Origin of the sequence: Kitasatospora sp. NPDC058184, assembly GCF_042883725.1 — a bacterium.
In the GTDB taxonomy this organism is placed as follows: domain Bacteria; phylum Actinomycetota; class Actinomycetes; order Streptomycetales; family Streptomycetaceae; genus Kitasatospora.
On record NZ_JBHVVE010000010.1, the window covers coordinates 199,024 to 220,039 of the forward strand.

Consider the following 21,016-nt stretch of genomic DNA (forward strand, 5'->3'; position numbering starts at 1 on the left):
CGGCCGGGCGGCCGGGTCACCGGAGCGCACGGAGTCCAACGAGGAGCCTCTCGACGATGGAGCGGTCGGTCTGCTGGGCACGCGGGATCGGCGCGCGGGCGTGCAGGCAGCCCGCCTCGACCAGGTCGGCCGCGAGGAAGACGGTGGCGCTGACCGGCAGGCTCAGGTGCGCGGCGGCCTCCACCACGGTCAGCGCGCCGGGGCGCAGCAGTTCCCAGAGCCGGCGGTGTTCGGGGTCGAGCGCCTCCGGCGGGTCGGCGCGGTCGGCGAACAGCACGGTCAGCCGCTCGAAGCCCTTGGTGCCGGGGCGGCTGCGGCCGCCGGTGGCCAGGTAGGCGGGCACCATCCGCCTGCGGGGGACGGCGGTCATGACCGGACGTCGTCGTCCTGCCGCCTGGTCGGGCTCGCGAGCGCGCGACCGAGGGCGGCGACCTGCAGCTGCATCTGGTAGGCGACGTTGCCGAGTTGGGCGTCCGGCGAGGTGAAGACGGCGAGCGAGGTGTTCTCCCCGGCGGGCACCACGACGGCGTAGCCGAGGTCGGACTCCACCACGGTCTGGGCCAGCCGGGGCCGCTCGACGTCGGTGAACGCGGCGGTGAAGGCCCGGGCGGCGGCGTGCACGGTGGCCGTCATCGCGGCGACCCGCTCGGCCGAGGCGCGCTCCAGGCCGCCCGAGGCGCCCTCGACCAGGCCGTCCCCGGTGGCGATGACGGCGTGCAGCACCCCCGGGAGCTCCAGCAGCGGGGTCAGCACCCACGAGATCTCGTCGGTGGCGGTCGGGCTGGGCGTGCTGCTCACTGCTCGGCTCCTTCTGAGGTCGGACCGGTGCTCGGGTCACCGGGGTCGCGGTCGGCGGTGGTGTCGCCGGGGGTGGTGGCGGTCCTGCCGCCGGTGGCGCTCATGCCGGTGGTGCCGGTCGTGCCGGTGGTGCTGTCGCTGTTTCCGGGGGCGGTCCGGCCGGGTGCGGCACCGGCGGCCTCCTCGCGCTCGGCCCGGGCCACGGCTGCCCGGCCGGAGTCGGTGCCCTGCTGCAGCGCCTGCCAGTGGGCGGCGGCCTGCTCGGGGGTGCGCGCGGCCGCGCGGGCGGGGGCGGGCTTGGCGGCGGCCGGCCGTACGGCGGCGGGCTGCTCGGCGGCCAGCGGACGGCGGCGGCGCCGGGTCGGCAGGCCGGTGCCGTCGTCGGCCGCGGACGCGTCCGTCGAGGGGGTGTCCGTCGCGGGGGCGTCCGGGCCGGGCTCGGCCGGGACGGACGCACCCGCCTGGCCCTCCCCCGCCTGGCCCTCCCCCGCCGGGCCGTCCGCGACCGGGCCGTCCGCGACCGGGTCGGGCACCACGCGGATGGCCGGGGCCGGGTGCGGGCCCGGCTGGTTGTGGCGGTCGGCGAGCCGCGGGCCGTCCTGCTCGTCCGCGTCGCGCATCGGCGGGACGGCCGCGACGGTGGGCGCCGGGGCCGGGCCGGAGCCGGCCCGCAGCGGCAGCGGGGTGAGCACCGACAGCGGCTGCTCGTCGTCCACGACGGTCACCAACGCGGCCGGGATGCGCAGGATGGTCCGCATGCCGCCGTACGGCGAGGGCTCGATGTGACAGGAGAAGCCGTACTGGCGAGCCAGCTTGCCGATCACCGCGAAGCCGGTCTTGGGCGGGTTGCCGAGCTCGGTGAGCAGCATGTCGGGCGGGCCGGCCAGCAGCCGGCGGGCGCGGCGCAGCTGGTCCTCGTCCATGCCGATGCCGCTGTCGTCGATGATCACCAGCGCACCGCGGCCGCCCTGCTGGACGGTGACCGGGACGTCGGTCTCCGGGTGGGAGCAGGCGGTGGCGTTGGCGAGCAGCTCGGCGATGGTGACGGCGATCGGCTCGGCGGCCCGGGCGACCACGGCGAGGCGCTGCTCGCGCAGGTGGTTGGCGACCTTGATCCGGGCGTAGCCGGGCACCCGGGAGAGCGCGCCGACGACCACCTCGGCGAGCGGCGAGTCGGTGCGGGCCAGGCCCGGCCAGGCCTCGCAGAGCACCGCGATGGTCTGGATCCGGCGCAGCGCGACCTCGTTGCGGAAGTCGACCTCCAGCAGCCGGGGGTCGTCGTTCTCGTGCTGGAGCTGCTGGACCAGGCTCTGGATCTGGTACAGCAGGGTCTGGATCCGGGAGGTGGCGCCGCGCATGGCGGCGCGGGCGGCGGCGTCCACCCGCTCGCGCTCGTCGGCGAGGGCGGCCTGGGCGGCGTCCAGGACGCCCTGCAGCGCCCGGACCGCCTCCGGGCCGACGGCCTGCGGGTCCAGCGGGCCGACCAGCGGGGCGTTGCCGTGGGTGAGCCGTACGGCGGTGGCGGCGACCCGCTCCTGGGCGAGGTGGCCGATCTCGGCGAGCAGCGCGGTGCCGCGCGCCTCGGCCTCGGCGAGCGCGCGCTCGGCCTGCTCGGCCCGGGCGGTCGCGGCGGAGCCCTGCTGCATGGCGTCCCGGACGGTGTCCTGCGCCTGCCGGGCCGCCTCCTGCGCCTCGCGGACGCTGTCCTCGGCGGCCCGGGTGCGCTCCTCCGCCCGCCGGGCCTCCTCGGCGGAGCGCCGGGCGGCCTCCTGCGCGTCGCGCTGCTGCTGCTCCGCGCGGGCGAGCCGGCCCTCGGCGGTCCGGGCGCGCTCCTCGCCCCGGCCGAGCGCGGTCTCGGCGGCCGTCGCCCGGGTGACGGCGACGGCCCGGCCGCGGGCGAGCACGGCCGCGGCCGCGGCGGCGACCAGCGCCAGGACGATCAGCGCGATCTGCGTCATCGAAGTCCTCGGGGGTGCTTGCGGGGTGGACCGGGTGGTGCGGCCGGGACGACCGGGCGGCGGGCCCGGACGGGGTCAGGGCCGGGCGGTGCCGGGCCCTGGCGGGGTCAGGACCGGGCGGTGCGCGGGCGCTGGGCGCGGGCCTCGTCCTCGGCCAGTTCCCGGGCCACCAGGGCGACCTGGCCCAGGGCCTCCAGGGCACCCGGGGCCGCCGAGCCGTCCAGGTGCCGGTACTCGGCCGCGACGGTGATCACCAGCCGCTCGGGCAGGCCGAGTTCGGGGTGGCGCTGCTCGGCTATCACCCGCCGGGCGGCGTCCAGCGCGGGTATCCCGGCGGCGTGCAGGGCGTGGGCGCGCTCGCGGACGTAGGCGAGGTAGCCGATGTGCTCGCGGACGCCGTCGCGGTCGAGCACCGGGCCGTGGCCGGGGACGAAGATCTCCGCGCCGGTGGCCAGTGCCTGCTCGCAGGCGCCGATGACGTTCTCCAGCGGTCCGGCCCAGTGCGAGGGGTGGTCGCCGGGTTGCTCGGGCGTCGAGGAGAAGATCACGTCGCCGGTGAACACCGCGCGCTGGTGCGGGAGGTGGACCAGCAGGTCGCCGCCGGTGTGGGCGGCGGGCAGGCTGGTGATCCGCACCGGGTAGCGGCCGACGGTCAGTTCCAGCTCGCCGGTGAAGACGGTGTCGGGGCGCACCGGCTCGGTGCCGGACCAGTCGAACTGCCCGAAGTGCTCCTTCAGGTAGCCGCCGAGCGGCGAGTCCGGGTCGCTGTTGGTGACCAGCGCGTGCTGCTGCTGCGGGGTGGGCTCCCAGTGGATGTGCTCCAGCGCCTCGCGGGTGGCGATCACCTCGGCGTCCGGCAGCACTCCGGCGCCCCACAGGTGGTCCCCGTTGGCGTGGGTGACGACCACCCGGTCGACCCCGACCCCGTCCGGCAGCAGCCGCCGGCTCGCGGCGAGGAACTCCCCGGCCATCGAGGGGTCGTACGGCGTGTCGATCCAGAGCGCGGTGGTCTCCGAGGCCAGCAGGCCGCAGTTGGCCAGGCCCCACCCCCGCTTCGGCGGGAGCCACACGTACAGGTCCTCGGCAATCGCGCTCACGTTCGCACGGCTGATCGTCATGTGCGCGATTATGCCCAGGTCGTGACAGGAGTGGAGCAAAACCATTACAGTTCAAGCCACTTCGCGCCCGAAGCAGCCCGGGCTGTCCCGATTCGTCCCACGTGGTCTGGACCACATCTGGCCGAAGTGGCCCGGCCCCGGCCCCTGTCGAAACCGGGGGCGAAACGGGCACGGCTACAGGTACGGGCGCGGGCCGCGTCCGGGGACGCGGCCCGGCGGCGTCAGGTGTCCTGCTCCGACGGCCGCCCCAGCCGCTTGATCCCCTTGCGCTCCCCCGCGCAGCGCTCGTAGCCCAGCCAGGCGTTGATCGCCAGCATCGGCCCGTTGGTCGTGTCGTTGCTGGTGTACGCGTGCCGGCAGCCCGCCGCGGCGGCGAGCCGCAGGGACTCCAGCTTGGCCGACTTGGTCAGCCCGCGGCCGCGGAACTCCCGGTGGCAGGCGGTGAACGCGGACCAGTAGCGGTCCACCCCGTCGGTCTGCGCCATGCTGAACGCGGCCGGCCGGCCGTCCACCACGGCGACGACGCTCAGGGCCAGGTCCCGGTCCGGCCGGTTCCAGTCGTCGCGCAGCCAGTCCTCGTACTCCAGGGCGTCCATCGGCACCTCGCTGCCGGGCTCGTCCAGGATGGCGTCCGCCTCGACCAGGAACACCGGGTGCGGGTCGGCCGCCCAGTCCGCGGCCGGGCGCAGCTCGACGCCGGGCGGCAGTACGGGCGCCGGCGGCAGCGGCAGCGCCAGGTCCCGTCCGGCGAACTGCATGGTGCGCCCGAGCCGGTACCCCCGGGCGGTGGCGAAGGCCACCGAGGCGGGCTCGTCGTCCATCCAGGTGTGCAGTTCCGTCACCCCGTGCCCGACCAGGTGCCGTTCGGCCGCCGCCAACAGCGCGGTGGCCGCGCCGCGCCGCCGGAACCCGGGCAGCACACTGCCGTTGGCGTAGCCGACACCCGCGACCGACGTCCCGAGCACCACCCCGCAGCGCACCGCGCCGACCACCCGGCCGTCCAGCTCGGCGACGAAGGTGCGGAAGTGCTCCTCGGGGCTCGGCCGGCCGTTCAGCCAGAGCAGGGTCTCGGCGGAGAGCACCAGGTGCTCGCGCCCGGCCCGGTGGGCCGCGGCCACGGCCTCGGCGTCCCCGGGGCGGAAGTCCCGGATCGTCAGGGGGGAGGAATTCGAAGAAGTCATGGATTCCCACGCTAGCCGCGCCCACCTGCCGGCGCCTCCGATTTATCCGCCGGAGGGCACCCCCACCTGCGGGGGACGGCCCGGGCTCGGGACCCAAGTCCCTCACGACCGGAACGACATGCTCAAATAATGCTCTGAGAAGACCGGGTGAGGCTTGGCAGCCACCCCACCCGGGGACATCCTCAGCAACACGGCCGCACGGGTCCGGCGACGACGCCGCACCGGTCGACGGCCCTCCCACCCGGCCCTCCGAAGGGGGCGAACCGATGACTTCCCCTGCCCTGGCCACCGCACCCCTGGCCACCGCGCCCCAGGACGCCGCACCGCTGGCGACCGCGCCCCGGGACACCGCGCCCCGCCTGGGCGTCGGCCTCGGCTGGCGCGGCGAGATCGACACCGTGGTCGAGCGCCAGCCCGGCCTGGACTGGGTCGAGGTGGTCGCCGAGAACATCTGCGCCGACCACCTGCCCGACTCCCTGACCGTCCTGCGCGGACGCGGCGTCACCGTCGTCCCTCACGGCGTCGGCCTCGGCCTCGGCGGCGCCGAGCTGCCCGACCCCGGCCGGCTCGCCCGGCTCGCCGAGGCCGCGCTGGCGCTCGGCTCCCCGCTGGTCACCGAGCACCTGGCGTTCGTCCGGGCCGGCGGCCTGGAGGCCGGCCACCTGCTGCCCGTCCCCCGCACCCGGGACTCGCTGCGGGTGATCGCCGAGAACGTCCGGATCGCCCAGGACCAGCTGCCGGTGCCGCTCGCCCTGGAGAACATCGCCGCCCAGCTCGCCTGGCCGGACGACGAGTTCACCGAGGGCCAGTTCCTCGCCGAACTGGTCGAGCGCACCGGCGTCCGGCTGCTGATCGACGTCGCCAACCTGCACACCAACCGGGTCAACCTCGGCATCGACCCGGCCGCCGAGCTCGACCGCCTGCCGCTGGAGGCGCTCGCCTACGTCCACGTCGCGGGCGGCACCCTGGTCGACGGCGTCTGGCACGACACCCACGCCCACCCCGTCACCGAGCCGGTGCTGGAGGTGCTGGCCGAGCTGTGCGCGCGGACCGCCCCGCCCGGGGTCCTGCTGGAGCGGGACGCCAACTTCCCGCCGCCCAGCGAGCTGGCCGGTGAACTGGACGCCATCCGCCGGGTGCTGGAGGGGAGCACCCGGCGATGACCGACCCGACCGGGACCGCGCGGGACACCGCCGACCAGGACCTCGCCACCGCCCGGCGGCGCCTGGCCCGGCGCCAGGAGGAGCTGCTGGCCGCCCTGGTGGCCGACGGCCCCGTCCCGCCCGGCTTCGACGAGCGGCAGGTCCGCGCCCAGTCCACCGGCCTGGCCGCCAAGCGGCGGGACACCACCGCCAAGGTGGCCCCCGACCTGCCCCGTACGCTCGGGGCGGGGTACGGGCCGCTCTTCCTCGACTACGCCCGCTCCCACCCGCAGACCGGCGGCTACCGGGCCGACGCCCGGGCCTTCGCGCAGTGGGTGCTCACCGACGGCGGCCCGCTCGCCGCCGACCACCGCCGGGCCCTGGAGCAGTGGCTCCACCCGGCCCCCGTACGACCGCCGGGCCCGCTCACCCGCCTGCGCCGGGCCCTGCGCCGGTAACCGGTAGCCGGTAGCCGGTAGCCGGTAGCCGTCGACTGTCGGACACCCGGCCGGCCGTCGGCGACCGCGGGGCCACCGGGCCCTGACGAACCATCACCACCTCGGGGGGAACCGCCCATGTGGCACAACAGCTACTTCATCGTCCCGGCCATCCTGCTGGCGGCCGCCGCGGTCCACGCGGTCCGGACCCGGCAGCGCATCGGCCAGGTCCGGTACGCCAAGGGCCTGCCCGGCCGCGGCCTGCCGCTGCTCGACACCGCGTTCCTGTCCGGCGGGCCGGCGCGGGTGTTCGACACCGCCCTGGTCCGGATGCACATGAGCGAGCAGGCCGTGGTCAGCCGCTCCGGCCTGGTCACGCTCACCGGCGCCAAGCCGTACGACGCCGTCGACAAGGCGGTCCAGGACGCCGTCGGACCGACCGGGAGCCGTCAGCTCGGCCCGCTGCGCCGCACCGTGATGCGCTCCACCGCCGTCCAGGAGATCGGCGACCGGCTCGCCGACCGCGGCCTGATGCGCCGCCCCGAGCGGCTGCGGCGGGCCCGCACCGCCCGCCGGCTGCTCTGGCTCGCGCTGCTCCTGGTGGCGGCCTCCATGGTGGCCGCCCCGCTGCTCGACGACGGCGCCGCCGGCCACGAGCGCCCGAAGCTCTGGATCCCGGTCATCCTGCTGATCGTGGGCGTCGTCTCGCTGCTCGTCACCCCGCTCGTCAAGAGCCGGATCACCCCGGCCGGGCAGCGCCAGCTGTCCCTGATGCAGGGGCCGTGGAAGCCCAATGCCGGGGTGTCGCCGCGGCTGGCCGGCGGCGCGCTGCTGGGCGCGCTCGCGCTCGGCGGTCTGGCCGCCGCCGGGCTGGGGGAGCCGGAGCTGGAGGCCGCGATGCTGGCCGCGTCGACCGACGACGAGGAGTTCTTCCGGCAGGCCACCGCCGCGAACGGCTCCGCGACCTCGTCCTCGTCCTCGTCGTCGTCCTCCTCCTGCTCCTCCGGCTCCGACGGCGGCTCCGCCGCCTGGTGCGGCTCCTCCGACTCCGGTTCCTCCGGCTCCTCCGGGTCCGGCTGCGGCTCGTCCGGCTGCGGGTCCTCCTCGGCGAGCTGCGGCTCCTCTTCCTCCAGCTGCGGCTCCAGCTCGTCGAGTTGCGGCTCCTCGTCGTCCTCCAGCTGCGGGTCGAGCTGCGGCGGTGGCGGCTGCGGCTCCTGACTCCGGCGGCACCCGGCGGATGTCACAGTTCGGTATCGCGAACCGGGAAGGCGTTCCGCGCGCAGTCGGCACAGGCATACAACAAGCCCATGTGGTTGCTGTTCCTCATACCGGCCTGTGTCGCGGCTGTCCTGTCCTGCGTCCGACTGGTCCGGATGACCGCCACCGCCGACGCCCTCGCCGACCAGAACGGCCTGCGGCCCCCCGAAGCCGTGGGCATCGGCCTGTACGAGACCGCCTACCTGGCCGGCGGCCCGGGCCGGGTGGTCGAACTCGCCCTCGTCCTGATGGCCGGCCGCGGACGGCTCCACCTGGCGCACACCGGCTGGACCACCGTGGTCGACCCCAGGGGCCGCAGCCGCCTGGAGCGGGCGGTCATCGCCACCGTCGGCCCCGAGGGCCAGTGCCGCACCGACGAGCTGCGCCAGGCGGTCGCCGAGCACCCCAACGTGCTGGAGATCGGCGCCCGGCTCGCCCTGGCCGGCCTGGCCACCCCGGCCCTGGTGCAGCGCAACACCGTGGTGGTGATCCGGCAGGTCCGGCACGCGCTGCTGCTGTCCCTGCTCCTGCTGGCCGCCTCGCTGGCCCTCGACGGCTTCACCGGCGGTGACACCCTCGCCCCGCTCGCCTGGTTCTCGCTGCCGCTGGTGCTCACCTCCGGCACCCTGCTGATGGCCCGCGTCGACGTCTACCCGTACACCCGCTGGGCCTCCCCGATCGGGCAGGAGGTGCTGCGCGAGGTCCGCCCGGCCCGCCAGCGCGGCCTGGCCGACGACGAGGAACGCGAACTGCTCACCGCCGTCGCCATGAACGGCCCCGCCGCCCTGCCCGACGCCCGGCTCCGCGCCGCCCTGCGCCCGCACCGCGGCTAGGGCCCTCGGGCCAAGGCCGGGAAAACCGGCTGCGCCGGCCCCTCCCACCAGGGCAGACTCCCGCCCATGGACCAGCACCACCACGCCGTACTCGACCGCGCCCGGGCCGAGGGCCGGCTCGTCCGGCTGCACCGGACCCTCCCCGGCGCGGACCGGCTGGAGGGCTTCGTCCTCGGCACCGGCCCGGTCTGGACCCTGCTCGCCACCTGTACGGACCACCGCCTCGACGGCTGGAGCGCCGTCCGCACCACCGACCTGCGCAAGGTCCGCGACCGGGGCGGCGAGGAGGGCCTGACCGTACGGGCGCTGCGCCGCCGCGGCCTGTGGCCGGTCCGCCCGCCCGGCGCCGACCTGCCGCTGGACGACCTGCCCGGGCTGCTCACCGCCGCCTGCGCCGAGTACGGCCTGATCACCCTGCACACCGAACAGCTGGATCCGGACGTCTGCCGGGTCGGCACCGTCACCGGGCTGCGCCCCCGCTCACTGCGGCTGCACGAGGTCGACACCGAGGCGCGCTGGTACCCGGAGCCGACCAAGTACCGGCTCCGCGACGTCACCCGGGTCGGCCTCGGCGACCACTACACCTCCGTGCTGCGCGAGTTCGCCGGTCCGCGACCGGACCGCGACGGCACGGAGGCCGGTTCCCCCGTGTGACACGGGGGAACCGGCCTCCGGGAGCCGTGGGCCGGTCAGACCAGGCCGTTCATCAGACCAGGCCGTTCAGCAGCTCGCTCACCGGCTTGCGGCGCCCGGTGAAGAACGGCACCTCCTCGCGGACGTGCAGCCGGGCCCGGGACGGGCGCAGGTCGCGCATCAGGTCGACGATCCGGTGCAGCTCGTCCGCCTCGAAGGCGAGCAGCCACTCGTAGTCGCCGAGCGCGAACGAGGCCACCGTGTTGGCCCGCACGTCCGGGTAGCCGCGCGCCATCTGGCCGTGCTCGGCGAGCATCGCGCGCCGCTCGGCGTCCGGCAGCAGGTACCACTCGTAGGAGCGGACGAACGGGTACACGCAGACGTAGTCGCGCGGGCGCTCGTCGGCCAGGAAGGCCGGGATGTGCGACTTGTTGAACTCGGCCGGGCGGTGCAGCGCCATGTTCGACCAGACCGGCTCCAGCAGCCGGCCGAGGCCGGTGCGGCGGAAGCGGTTGTACGCCTCCTGGAGGTCGTCCGAGTCTTCGGCGTGCCACCAGACCAGGATGTCGGCGTCCGCACGCAGACCGGAGACGTCGTACGTACCGCGCACGGTCACGTCCTTGGCGTCCAGCTGCGCGAACAGCTCGTCCACCTCGGCGGCCAGGGCGGTGCGGTCCTCGGGCAGGCCGCCCTTGAGCTTGAACACCGACCACATGGTGTAGCGGATGACCTGGTTCAGGTCGCGCGCCTTCTTCTTCTCGGGCCGCTGCTCCGGCTCCCGCTCAACGCTCTCAGTCATGCGCCCATTGTCCTCTCCGTGGAACCTTCCCCGGTCGCCGGGGTCAGCAGTCTGTCGACGGCGGCCGCGGCGGCGGCCGCCGAACCGATGCACGCCGGAATGCCCACCCCGTCGTACGCGGCGCCGCACAGCGCCAGCTTGCCCACCCGCCCCGCCGCCGCCCGCACCCGGGCCACCCGGTCCAGGTGCCCCACCGGGTACTGCGGCAGACCGGCCGAGAACCGCGAGACGAAGGTGTCGTACGGCCGGGCGGTCAGCCCGATCGCCTCCCTGAGATCGGCCAGCGACCGCGCCACCAGCTCCTCGTCCGGCAGCCCCAGCGCCTCCTCCTCGCGGTACCGGCCCAGCGAGGTGCGCAGCAGGAACGCGTCCGGCGCGGAGCGCTCCAGCCAGCCCCACTTGTTCGAGGAGAAGGTCGACGCCTTGATCTGCCGCCCGTCCACCGGCGGCACCAGGAAGCCGCTGCCGCTCGGCGGCTCGGCCAGTTCGGCGCGGCGGAAGGCCAGGGTGACCAGGGCCATACCCGCGTACTCGACGGCGTCCAGCTCGGTGGCGGCCGCCGGGGCGTCCTCGCGCAACAGCCGGGCCGCGGCGGGCGCCGGGACGGCCAGCACCACGGCGTCCGCGTGCAGCACCTCGCCGCCGGTCACCACCCGCCAGCCGTCGGGGGTGCGGCGCAGCTCGTCCACCGGGGCGTCGGTGCGCAGGTCCACCCCCGCCCGCACACAGGCCGCGGCGACCGCGCCGGGCAGCGTACCGAGACCGCCGCGCAGGCCCTGGAACACCGGGGTGCCGACCACCTTCGGCCGCGAGGCCAGCTCGTGCACCCCCGCGACCAGCGAGCCGCCGTCACGCGCGATCGACAGCAGCTGCGGCACGGCGGCGCGCAGCGAGATCTCCTCGGCGCGGCCCGCGTAGACGCCGCCGAGCAGCGGCTCGACCAGCCGGTCCACCACCTCCTGGCCCAGCCGGTCGGCGACGTAGCGGCCGATCGCGACGTCCTCGCCGACCTCGGTGCTCCGCTCGTGCCGGGCCCGCTCCAGGCCCTCGTCGGTCAGCACCCCGGAGGCGGCCAGCGCCTCCAGGTCACCGGGAACGCCCATCACCTGCCCGCCGGGCAGCGGCCGCAGCGCGCCGCGGGTCCAGATCGCGGCCTTCGCGGTGGTCGGCGGCTCCAGCTCCCCGCCGAGCCCGACCGCCCGCGCCAGCTCCACCGCCTCCGGCCGCCGGGCCAGCACCGACTCGGCCCCGAGGTCCACCCGGACCCCGCCGACCTCCCCGCCCCACAGCTTCCCGCCGACCCGCCCGGACGCCTCCAGCACCGTCACCCGCGCCCGCGCCGGCCCCCCGGCCGCCCCGCTCAGGAAGGCGGCCGCAGCCAGCCCCGCGATCCCACCACCGACGACGACGACCTGTGCATCCGACATGCTCCGCAGTCTCGCAGACCCTTACACCGGACCCTCAATCCGCTGCACGTCGGAGATCGATCGTGATCGGGAACGGCACCGGACGTTCCAGCGTCCTGCGGAAGATCCCGGCGGGCACGTACGAGGAGGTCACCTCGTCCAGCTCGTAGACGTGCACGGCCGCCCGGCCGCCCTCTTCCTCCTCGACGATCCAGTAGTGCGGGATGCCGGCCTCGGCGTACTTGCGGAACTTCACCCCGCGATCGCGGTGCTGCGACTCGCGCGACACCACCTCGACCACGAGCAGAACCTCGCCCGGGGCGTACCCGGTGCGATCGGGATCGAAGGCCGCGCGGGACACCAGCACATCCGGCTCCAACCGGTTCCGCTCGTCCAGCGTCACCGTCATCCAGCTCTCCGCCAGATCACCCTCCGGGGCGATCCGCTCCAGCGCCGAAGTCAGCCGCGACGTGACCCGGTTGTGCCACGAGCGCTGCGGCGTGAGCCGAAAGACCAAGGCGCCGTGCAGCAGCTCGGTGTGCGGTGGCGCCTGCGGCAGGTGGTCGAGATCGTCGGCGAACCACCCCTCCATGCGGGGCGCGTACATCCAATCCGGAAGTTCACTCATCATCCTGCACGAACGAGTTCATCTCCCCGTCGTTACGCTCCTGCCATGGAACCGATCGTGGTGAGCGCGTGTCTGGCCGGGATTCCCTGTCGGTACGACGGGCGGGCGAAGACCTCCGACGGCGCCGTGCGGCTGGTCGAGGAGGGGCGGGCCGTGGTGGTGTGCCCGGAGGGGGCGGGCGGACTGCCGACGCCGCGGCCGCCGGCGGAGATCGTGGGCGGGGACGGCGCGGACGTGCTGGACGGGCGGGCCCGGGTGGTGGACGCGACGGGCGCGGACTGCACCGCGGAGTTCCTGGCCGGTGCCCGGGCGGCGCTGTCCGCCGCCGAGGAGGCGGGGGCCCGGCGGGCGGTGCTGATGGCGCGCAGCCCGTCCTGCGGCTGCGGCCAGGTGTACGACGGGACGTTCTCCGGGGAGCTGCGCCCCGGTGACGGGGTAACGGCGGCGCTGCTGCGCCGGGCCGGGATCGAGGTCACGGCCGGGTAGTGGACCCCCGGAGACCGGGGGCCCACCACCGGGGGTCAGCGTGCGCTGGCCTCGTGGACGAAGGCGACGAGGCGGCTGAGCGCGTCCGGGTCCATGGACGGCAGCACGCCGTGGCCGAGGTTGAAGATGTGGCCGCTGGTGCCGAGCGCCTGGGCGGCGTGCAGCACCTCGCGGGCCTTGGTCTCGACGACCTTGGTGGGCGCGTACAGCACCGCCGGGTCGAGGTTGCCCTGGAGGCCCTTGCCCTGGCCGACCCGCTCGGCGGCGACGTTCAGCGGGACCCGCCAGTCGACGCCGACGATGTCCGCGCCGGCCTGGCCCATCAGGCCGAGCAGCTCGCCGGTGCCGACGCCGAAGTGGATCCGCGGCACGCCGTACCCGGCGACGGCGTCGAAGACCTTGGTGCTGGACGGCATCACCGAGCGGCGGTAGTCGTCCGGCGCGAGGGCACCGACCCAGGAGTCGAACAGCTGGACCGCGGAGGCGCCGGCCTCGATCTGCACCTTGAGGAAGGCCGAGGTGATGTCCGCGAGCCGGTCCACCAGGGCGGCCCACAGCTCGGGCTGCCCGTACATCATGGCCTTGGTGTTCTCGTGGTTCTTGGACGGGCCGCCCTCGATCAGGTAGCTGGCCAGCGTGTACGGCGCGCCGGCGAAGCCGATCAGCGGGGTCTCGCCGAGCTCGTCCACCAGCAGGCCGACGGCCTCGGTGATGTAGGGGACGTCGTCGGGCTCCAGCGGGCGCAGCCGCTTCAGGTCCTCGGCGGTGCGGATCGGGTCGGCGATGACCGGGCCGATGCCGGGCTTGATGTCGACGTCGATGCCGACGGCCTTGAGCGGCACCACGATGTCGCTGAAGAAGATCGCGGCGTCCACCTTGTGCCGGCGCACCGGCTGGAGGGTGATCTCCTTGACCAGCTCGGGCCGCATGCAGGACTCCAGCATGGGGATGCCCTCGCGGACCTTCAGGTACTCGGGCAGCGAGCGGCCGGCCTGGCGCATGAACCACACCGGGGTGTGCGGCACGGGCTCGTGCCGGCAGGCGCGCAGGAACGCCGAGTCGTGCGCGGCGCCGCGGCGCCCGGGGGTGGTCGGGCCGTCGTGGGTGGCCGCCGTGCTGTCTGCCGTAGTCTCGCTCACCGTCAAATCTTCGCACGCGTGCCGGGCCCGGTTTCCCGGCCGGTCTCGTCGGTTCCTCCAAGATCTGTCCGGGTTTGCCGTTCCGGCACGCCGCTGGGAGAGAAGTTGCGGCGATAACCCCGTCCTTCGACCTAGTCTTCGGGACATGGCAGCGGTCGGAGGGCACCCCGCACAGGGTGGCGGAGCAGGTGGCGGAGCGGGTCGCGAGGGGGCGCCGAGCGAGTTCCGGGCGGCCGTGGCGGCCCTGGACGGGGCCCGGTTGCGGCCCGAGGTGCAGCTCTCCCCCGCGCCGGCGCCGCGCCGGCTCGCCCCGTACTCGTTCGCGGTGACCGCCTCGGTCGAGGTGGACGGCGAGGAGCTGGCGGACGGCCGGCTGGTGCTGCTGTACGACCCGGCCGGGCAGGAGGCCTGGAACGGGGAGTTCCGGGTGGTCACGATGACCCGGGCCGAGCTGGAGCCGGAGATGGCCGGCGACCCGATGCTCTCCGAGGTGGGCTGGGCCTGGCTGCTGGACTCCCTGCAGGCGCACGCCGCCGGGTTCGCGGAGCCGTCCGGCACGGTGACGCTGGCCTCCTCCCAGTACTTCGGGGGCCTGGCGGACCGCCCGTCCTCGACGGAGATCGAGATCCGGGCCTCCTGGACCCCGGCCGACGGCCGTTTCGAGCGGCACCTGGCGGCCTGGGGGGACCTGCTGTGCGTCAGCGCCGGCCTGCCGCCGGCCGCCCCGGCTCCGCAGGGTCCCGCCGAGGTTCCTTCACTCGGTGGAGTGGTCCCGATGCCGGCCCGGCGACGCCCGCGGTCGCACTGACGGGTGGTGTGCGGCTCCGGCGGCACCCGGGGGCCGGACGCCACCCCCAGGGCTGACGGAGTGTGACTTCGGACCCGCTCTGCGTCAATTCACCGGTCGATACCGACCGATCGGCACCGAATCTGATCGATTTTGTGCGAATACCAGGCATGTCGCATCAATCATTTGCGCGATTTGTCCGTATTGTTACTCACTAGATCGTGATCTTTCGCTAAAGCCGGGCACGGATGCTGCCGAAGCAGTCTGTGACCCTTTCCCAACGCGGAACACTCCGACCGCCCCCATCGGGGTTCCGTCCGCCACTCCCCGCAGGAGGCCTGGTGTCGGTCCTTCTTGAGCACCCCGCAAACGTGGTCGCCTACCGGCCGACCAAGCCCACCGCCATGGTGGTCATCGCCGATCCCCGTGTCCGAAACACCGTCACCCGCCACCTGTGGGCCCTCGGTGTCCGGGACGTGATCGAGGTGTCCTCCATCGCCGAGGCCCGCCCACGGGTCTCCACCCCCCGCGACATCTGCGTCGCCGACGTCCACCTCCCGGACGGCTCCGGGCTGACCATCCTCGCCGAGACCCGCGCCGCGGGCTGGCCCAACGGCCTGGCGCTGTCCGCCGCCGACGACATCGGCGCGGTCCGCAGCGCGCTGGCCGGCGGCGTCAAGGGATACGTGGTGACCGGCACCCGGACGAACGTCGCGATGCCGGGCCGCCCCGGGATGCCGCTCGGCGCCGCCGGGCTGGCCGGCCGGATGCGCCGCCCCGGGATGCCGGGCATGCCGGGCGCGGCCGGAGCACCGGGCGCCCCCGGAGCCCCTGGTGCGCCCGGCACGCAGCAGGCCGCCTACCGCGAGCTTTCCGGCCGCGAGGTCGAGGTGCTGCGGCTGGTCGCCGAGGGCCAGTCCAACAAGGCGATCGGCGTGGCGATGGGCCTGTCGGCGCTCACCGTGAAGAGCCACCTCGCCCGGATCGCCCGCAAGCTGGGCACCGGCGACCGCGCCGGCATGGTCGCGGTCGCGCTGCGCACCGGCATCATCCACTGAGCCGGACGCTCCGGACCGCTGCGGCGGCCGAGGAGGAACGTTTCCTCCTCGGCCGCCGCGGCGCTGTTCCGGGGCCCGCCGTCGAACTCCCGTCGTCAACCTCCCGCCGCCGAACTCCCGTCACCCCCGGAGGGCCCGCGGCGGGCGAACCGCGCCCCGGAGCGGGGCGGGCCGCCCCCGGGCGATCAACAGTCTGACCAGTCCGACAACACTCCCGGCCGCGAGGACCGTCGTACCCTTGGGGGGTGACCGACGCCGTAGCAGCCATCCCAGAAGAAGCAGCCCCGGTCCCGCTCCTTGAGCCGAGGGAGGGGATCCCGCCCGTCGTGGCGGACGAACAGGCGCTGGGCGCCGTCGTCGCCGCCTTCGCCGCGGGCACCGGACCGGTGGCCGTCGATGCCGAACGGGCCTCCGGCTACCGCTACGGGCAGCGCGCCTACCTCATCCAGCTGCGCCGCGCGGGTTCCGGCTCCGCCCTGATCGACCCGATCGCCTGCCCGGACCTCAGTGCGCTCGGCAAGGCCGTCGAGGACGCCGAGTGGGTCGTCCACGCGGCCAGCCAGGACCTGCCCTGCCTGTCCGACGTCGGCATGAGACCCCAGCGCCTGTTCGACACCGAGCTGGCCGGGCGGATCGCCGGCTTCGCCCGGGTCGGCCTCGGGCCGATGACCGAGAACGTGCTCGGACTGAGCCTGTCCAAGGAGCACTCCGCGGTCGACTGGTCCACCCGCCCGCTGCCCGAGCCGTGGCTGCGCTACGCCGCTCTGGACGTCGAGGTGCTGGTCGAGCTGCGCGACGCACTCGAACAGGAGCTGGACGCCCAGGGCAAGCTCGGCTGGGCGATGGAGGAGTTCGCCTCGATCGCCGCCGCGCCCCGCCCGGGCCCGCGCAACGACCCGTGGCGCCGCACCTCGCAGCTGCACAAGATCCGCCGCCGCCGTCAGCTGGCCGTGGTGCGCGAGCTGTGGCTGGTCCGCGACCGGATGGCGCAGGACCGCGACGTCTCCCCCGGCCGGGTGCTCGCCGACGCGGCGATCGTCAACGCCGCGCTGGCCATGCCGCTGAACATCGCCTCCCTGCAGGCCGTCCAGGGCTTCGGCCCGCGGGTGCACCGGCGCCAGCTGGAGCAGTGGCTGGCGGCCGTGCAGCGCGCCCGGGAGATCCCGGAGAACATGCTGCCGCCGGCCACCGCGCCGCACGACGGACCGCCGCCGCCGCGGGCCTGGGCCGAGAAGGACCCGGTGGCCGCCGCCCGGCTGTCCGGCGCGCGCGCCGCGATCAGCGAGCTGGCCGAGCGGTACCACGTGCCGGCCGAGAACCTGATGACCCCGGACACCGTCCGCCGGGTCTGCTGGCACCCGCCGACCGAGCCGGGCCCCGAGGCCGTGGCCGCCGCGCTGCGCGGGTTCGGCGCCCGGCAGTGGCAGGTGGACCTGGTGGCGCCGGCGGTGGCCGCCGCGTTCGCCGCGGCCGCGGCCCAGGACTGATCACGGCAACACGTGGAAGGGGATGTCATCCGTACGGGTGACATCCCCTTCGTCGTACCCGTCCGTCGCGCCCGCCCGTCGTACCCGTTCGTCGCACCGTTCGCCGCGCCCGGGAACGACGCTCCTGGTCGGACGGGCCGGGGAACGTGTCGGGGGACACATGGTCGGATCCCTCCGAGGGGCCTGGGCAGGTTGGTTACCGGCGGGTAGCATGGCGGTGATGCGGCGCCGCTCGGGTCTTCGACGGCGGCAGCCCGCCCAATCGTCATGTTGGTCCCTGGGAGGAGAGCCCCCGTGCCTCGTACCGCGAGGGACGTCGTCTTCGTCGATGGCGTCCGCACCCCGTTCGGCAAGGCAGGCCCGAAGGGCATCTACCACGAGACGCGCGCCGACGACCTCGTCGTCAAGTGCATCCGGGAGCTCGTGCGCCGTAACCCGAACCTGCCCGTCGAGCGCATCGACGAGGTCGCCGTCGCGGCCACCACGCAGATCGGCGACCAGGGCCTGACCATCGGGCGCACCGCCGCCCTGCTGTCCGGCCTGCCGAAGTCCGTCCCCGGCTACGCGATCGACCGCATGTGCGCCGGCGCGCTGACCGCCGTGACCACCACCGCCGGCGGCATCGCCTTCGGCGCGTACGACGTGGTCGTGGCCGGCGGTGTCGAGCACATGGGCCGCCACCCGATGGGCGAGGGCGTCGACCCGAACCCGCGCTTCGTCTCCGAGAAGCTGGTCGACGAGTCCGCCCTGTTCATGGGCATGACCGCGGAGAACCTGCACGACCGGTTCCCGCACCTGACCAAGGAGCGCTGCGACGCCTACGCCGTGCGCTCCCAGGAGAAGGCCGCCAAGGCGTACGCCAACGGCGACATCCAGCCCGACCTGGTGCCGATCTCGATCCGCAACACCAACCCCGAGGTCGGCGAGACCGGCTGGGGCCTGGCCACCGTGGACGAGCCGCTGCGCCCGGGCACCACGATGGAGTCGCTGGCCGGCCTGAAGACCCCGTTCCGCCCGCACGGCAACATCACCGCGGGCAACTCGGCCGGTCTGAACGACGGCGCCACCGCCTCGCTGCTGGCCGCCGAGGACGTCGCCGAGGAGCTCGGCCTCCCGGTCAAGATGCGCCTGGTCTCCTTCGCCTTCGCGGGCGTCGAGCCCGAGGTCATGGGCATCGGCCCGGTGCCGGCCACCGAGAAGGCGCTGGCCAAGGCCGGCCTGACCATCGACGACATCCAGGCCTTCGAGATCAACGAGGCCTTCGCCGTCCAGGTCCTGTCCTTCCTGGACCACTACGGCATCGCGGACGACGACGAGCGGGTCAACCCGTACGGCGGCGCGATCGCCTTCGGCCACCCGCTGGCCTCCTCCGGCGTGCGCCTGATGAACCAGCTGGCCCGCCGCTTCGAGCAGCGCCCGGACGTCCGCTACGGCCTCACCACGATGTGCATCGGCTTCGGCATGGGCGGCACCATCATCTGGGAGAACCCGCACTGGAGCGGAGCGACCCAGAACACCGAGCTCGAGGGTGGTAAGTGACCATGACGAACACCACCGAGCTGCTGACCCGCGGCGCCGAGCTCTTCCCGGGCGAGGTCGTCACGACCGCGCACGTCCGCCACCTCGACCTGCCGCTGCAGGCCGGCCGGCTGGCCCTGATCACCCTGGACAACGGCTTCGACCACACCAAGCCGACCACCTTCGGCCCGGGCTCGCTGCTCAAGCTGAACGAGGCGCTGGACCAGGTCGCGGCCGAGGCCGCCGAGGGCACGATCGTCGGTGCCGCGATCACCGGCAAGCCGTTCATCTTCGCGGTCGGCGCCGACCTCAAGGGCGTCGAGCTGCTCAAGGAGCACGCGGACGCGCTGGCCATCGGCAAGGGCGGCCACGACGTCTTCCAGCGGATCGCCACGCTGCCCGTCCCCACCTTCGCCTTCTACAACGGCGCGGCGATGGGCGGCGGCGTCGAGGTCGGCCTGCACTGCGACTACCGCACGGTGTCGGCGGGCGTCCCGGCCTTCTCGCTGCCCGAGGTCTTCCTCGGCCTCGTCCCCGGCTGGGGCGGCTGCACCATCCTGCCGAACCTGGTGGGTGCCGGTAAGGCCGTCAAGGTCATCGTCGAGAACTCGATGAACCAGAACAAGCAGCTCAAGGGCAAGGACGTGTTCGAGCTGGGGATCGCCGACGCGATCTTCGAGCCGGCCGACTTCCTGGAGCAGTCGCTGCTCTGGGCCGCCAAGGTCGTCAAGGGCGACGTCGTCGTCGAGCGCGAGGCGATCGACCGCGGCAAGGCCTGGGACGACGCCGTCCTCTGGGGCCGCATGGTCGCCGACGCCAAGGTGCACGGCGCCGCTCCGGCCGCCTACAAGGCGCTGGACATCATCGCCGCCGCCAAGGACTTCGACCTCGCGGACAAGGCCAGCCTGCAGGCCGGCTTCGACGCCGAGGACGCGGCCCTGGCCGACCTCATCATGAGCGGCGAGCTGCGCAGCGGCATCTACGCCTTCAACCTGGTGCAGCGCCGGGCCAAGCGCCCGGTCGGCGCGCCGGACAAGTCGCTGGCCCGCCCGGTCACCAAGGTCGGCGTCGTCGGCGCCGGTCTGATGGCCTCGCAGCTGGCGCTGCTGTTCGCCCGCCGTCTGGAGGTGCCGGTGGTCCTCACCGACATCGACCAGGCGCGCGTGGACAAGGGCGTCGGCTACGTCCACGCCGAGATCGACAAGCTGCTCGGCAAGGGCCGGATCGGCCAGGACAAGGCCAACCGGCTCAAGGGCCTGGTCTCCGGCTCGCTGGACAAGGCCGCCGCCTTCGGCGACGCGGACTTCGTCATCGAGGCCGTGTTCGAGGAGATGGGCGTCAAGCAGGCCGTCTTCGCGGACCTGGAGAACGTGGTCTCGCCGACCTGCGTGCTGGCGACCAACACCTCCTCGCTGTCGGTCACCGAGATGGCCTCGAAGCTGAAGCACCCCGAGCGGGTCGTCGGCTTCCACTTCTTCAACCCGGTCGCGATCCTGCCGCTGCTGGAGATCGTCCGCGGCGACTCGACGGACGACGCCTCGCTGGCCACCGCCTTCGCGGTGTCCAAGAAGCTGAAGAAGACCTCGGTGCTCTGCAAGGACCGCCCCGCGTTCGTGGTGAACCGGATCCTGACCCGCTTCATGGGCGAGATCCAGGGCATCATCGACGAGGGCACCCCGATCGCCGACGTCGAGAAGGCCGTCGAGCCGCTCGGCCTGCCGATGTCCCCGATCGTGCTGCTGGAGCTGGTCGGCCCGGCCATCGCCCTGCACGTCTCGGAGACCCTGCACGGCGCCTTCCCGGAGCGGTTCACCGTCTCCGAGAACCTCGCCAAGGTGGTCAAGGCCGGCAAGCGCGGCTTCTACACCTGGACGGACGGCCAGCAGGTCCTCGACCCCGAGGTGCTGGAGCTGCTGACCTTCGGCGACTCGGTGCTCACCGGGGAGCAGGTCCGCGCCCGCGCCCTGGAGGCCGTGGCGCAGGAGATCGGCCTGATGCTGGAGGAGGGTGTCGTCGCCGAGGCGCAGGACATCGACCTCTGCATGATCACCGGTGCCGGCTGGCCCTTCCACCTGGGTGGGATCACCCCGTACCTGGACCGTGAGGGCGTCTCGGAGCGGGTGAACGGCAAGGCCTTCCTCGCCCCCGGCGTGGCCTCGGTGCCCGCGTAACGCAGCACCCGAACACGGAGGAGCCCCGGTGACCATGCGGTCACCGGGGCTCCTCCGTGTGTACGGGGCTGCCGCCCGGACGCGGCGTGTACGGCGTTTCCGCCCGAGGTCCTGTGTACGGCGCTGCCGCCGGGAACCCGGCGTGTACGGCGTTGCCGCGAGGAAACCGGGTACGGGCCG

The 21,016-nt window shown here is 74.3% G+C and carries 18 protein-coding genes and 1 pseudogene; 10 read left to right on the plus strand and 9 right to left on the minus strand.

Translation table 11 applies throughout. From position 1 onward, the window contains the following. Window positions 1-16: 16 nt before the first annotated feature. The 5 genes from ACFVXH_RS21050 to ACFVXH_RS21070 form a co-directional block, all read right to left on the minus strand. Window positions 17-370: a DUF742 domain-containing protein gene (locus ACFVXH_RS21050; protein WP_049649592.1), complete on the minus strand. Its 354-nt coding sequence runs from the start codon at window positions 368-370 to the stop codon at window positions 17-19. Then, window positions 367-798: a roadblock/LC7 domain-containing protein gene (locus ACFVXH_RS21055; protein WP_387825922.1), complete on the minus strand. Its 432-nt coding sequence runs from the start codon at window positions 796-798 to the stop codon at window positions 367-369. Before ACFVXH_RS21055 ends, ACFVXH_RS21050 begins: the two co-directional genes overlap by 4 nt. Beyond that, complete coding sequence (locus ACFVXH_RS21060) at window positions 795-2,756, minus strand: ATP-binding protein (protein WP_387825925.1); 1,962 nt, start codon at window positions 2,754-2,756, stop codon at window positions 795-797. Before ACFVXH_RS21060 ends, ACFVXH_RS21055 begins: the two co-directional genes overlap by 4 nt. A 107-nt stretch (window positions 2,757-2,863) precedes the next feature. Next, a complete protein-coding gene (locus tag ACFVXH_RS21065; RefSeq protein ID WP_387825928.1) occupies window positions 2,864-3,874 on the minus strand; it encodes an MBL fold metallo-hydrolase in 1,011 nt (336 codons plus the stop codon). A gap of 221 nt (window positions 3,875-4,095) precedes the next feature. Further along, on the minus strand, window positions 4,096-5,055 hold the full coding sequence (locus ACFVXH_RS21070) for a GNAT family N-acetyltransferase (protein ID WP_387825931.1): 960 nt from the start codon (window positions 5,053-5,055) through the stop codon (window positions 4,096-4,098). Window positions 5,056-5,381: 326 nt separating this feature from the next. On the opposite strand from ACFVXH_RS21070, the pseudogene ACFVXH_RS21075 reads away from it, so the two are divergent. The 4 genes and pseudogenes from ACFVXH_RS21075 to ACFVXH_RS21090 all read left to right on the plus strand — a co-directional run bounded on the left by ACFVXH_RS21075 (window position 5,382) and on the right by ACFVXH_RS21090 (window position 9,378). Further along, a pseudogene (locus ACFVXH_RS21075) lies at window positions 5,382-6,655 on the plus strand (DUF692 domain-containing protein). Window positions 6,656-6,772: 117 nt separating this feature from the next. Next, entirely contained in the window at window positions 6,773-7,852 is a 1,080-nt protein-coding gene (locus ACFVXH_RS21080) for a TIGR04222 domain-containing membrane protein (protein WP_387825934.1), read from the plus strand. A gap of 89 nt (window positions 7,853-7,941) precedes the next feature. Next, a complete protein-coding gene (locus ACFVXH_RS21085) occupies window positions 7,942-8,724 on the plus strand; it encodes a TIGR04222 domain-containing membrane protein (RefSeq protein WP_074001688.1) in 783 nt (260 codons plus the stop codon). Window positions 8,725-8,790: 66 nt separating this feature from the next. Continuing rightward, the gene (locus tag ACFVXH_RS21090) at window positions 8,791-9,378 is read left to right on the plus strand and encodes a hypothetical protein (protein ID WP_387825937.1); all 588 of its coding nucleotides are present in this window, start codon (window positions 8,791-8,793) and stop codon (window positions 9,376-9,378) included. Window positions 9,379-9,430: 52 nt separating this feature from the next. Here ACFVXH_RS21090 and hemQ read toward each other — a convergent pair whose 3' ends face one another. The 3 genes from hemQ to ACFVXH_RS21105 are packed head-to-tail and all read right to left on the minus strand — an operon-like array spanning window position 9,431 to window position 12,190. Then, complete coding sequence (gene hemQ, locus ACFVXH_RS21095; RefSeq protein ID WP_117489931.1) at window positions 9,431-10,156, minus strand: hydrogen peroxide-dependent heme synthase; 726 nt, start codon at window positions 10,154-10,156, stop codon at window positions 9,431-9,433. After that, entirely contained in the window at window positions 10,153-11,583 is a 1,431-nt protein-coding gene (gene hemG / locus ACFVXH_RS21100) for a protoporphyrinogen oxidase (RefSeq protein WP_387825941.1), read from the minus strand. Before hemG ends, hemQ begins: the two co-directional genes overlap by 4 nt. Before the next feature lie 34 nt (window positions 11,584-11,617). Further along, window positions 11,618-12,190 carry a Uma2 family endonuclease gene (locus ACFVXH_RS21105; RefSeq protein ID WP_387826195.1) on the minus strand — a complete coding sequence of 191 codons (573 nt, stop codon included), beginning with the start codon at window positions 12,188-12,190 and terminating at the stop codon, window positions 11,618-11,620. 45 nt (window positions 12,191-12,235) lie between these two features. On the opposite strand from ACFVXH_RS21105, the gene ACFVXH_RS21110 reads away from it, so the two are divergent. Beyond that, on the plus strand, window positions 12,236-12,676 hold the full coding sequence (locus ACFVXH_RS21110) for a DUF523 domain-containing protein (RefSeq protein ID WP_049651282.1): 441 nt from the start codon (window positions 12,236-12,238) through the stop codon (window positions 12,674-12,676). 35 nt (window positions 12,677-12,711) lie between these two features. On the opposite strand, the gene hemE is transcribed toward ACFVXH_RS21110, so the two are convergent. Further along, window positions 12,712-13,725, minus strand: a complete 1,014-nt coding sequence (gene hemE / locus ACFVXH_RS21115; protein WP_234348351.1) for a uroporphyrinogen decarboxylase — start codon at window positions 13,723-13,725, stop codon at window positions 12,712-12,714. Between the two features lie 235 nt (window positions 13,726-13,960). Between hemE and ACFVXH_RS21120 the strand changes: the two genes are divergently transcribed. From ACFVXH_RS21120 to ACFVXH_RS21140, 5 genes are all read left to right on the plus strand, one after another. Further along, the gene (locus ACFVXH_RS21120) at window positions 13,961-14,623 is read left to right on the plus strand and encodes a DUF3000 domain-containing protein (protein WP_074005620.1); all 663 of its coding nucleotides are present in this window, start codon (window positions 13,961-13,963) and stop codon (window positions 14,621-14,623) included. 320 nt (window positions 14,624-14,943) lie between these two features. After that, complete coding sequence (locus ACFVXH_RS21125) at window positions 14,944-15,660, plus strand: LuxR C-terminal-related transcriptional regulator (protein ID WP_387825945.1); 717 nt, start codon at window positions 14,944-14,946, stop codon at window positions 15,658-15,660. A 245-nt stretch (window positions 15,661-15,905) separates the two neighbouring features. Beyond that, window positions 15,906-17,147 (plus strand): ribonuclease D, encoded by a 1,242-nt coding sequence (locus tag ACFVXH_RS21130; RefSeq protein WP_049651278.1) that lies wholly within the window; start codon window positions 15,906-15,908, stop codon window positions 17,145-17,147. A gap of 294 nt (window positions 17,148-17,441) precedes the next feature. Continuing rightward, window positions 17,442-18,686, plus strand: a complete 1,245-nt coding sequence (locus ACFVXH_RS21135; protein WP_049651277.1) for an acetyl-CoA C-acyltransferase — start codon at window positions 17,442-17,444, stop codon at window positions 18,684-18,686. A gap of 2 nt (window positions 18,687-18,688) precedes the next feature. Further along, window positions 18,689-20,836, plus strand: coding sequence for a 3-hydroxyacyl-CoA dehydrogenase NAD-binding domain-containing protein (locus tag ACFVXH_RS21140; RefSeq protein ID WP_387825949.1), 2,148 nt, complete (start codon window positions 18,689-18,691; stop codon window positions 20,834-20,836). Window positions 20,837-21,016 lie beyond the last annotated feature (180 nt).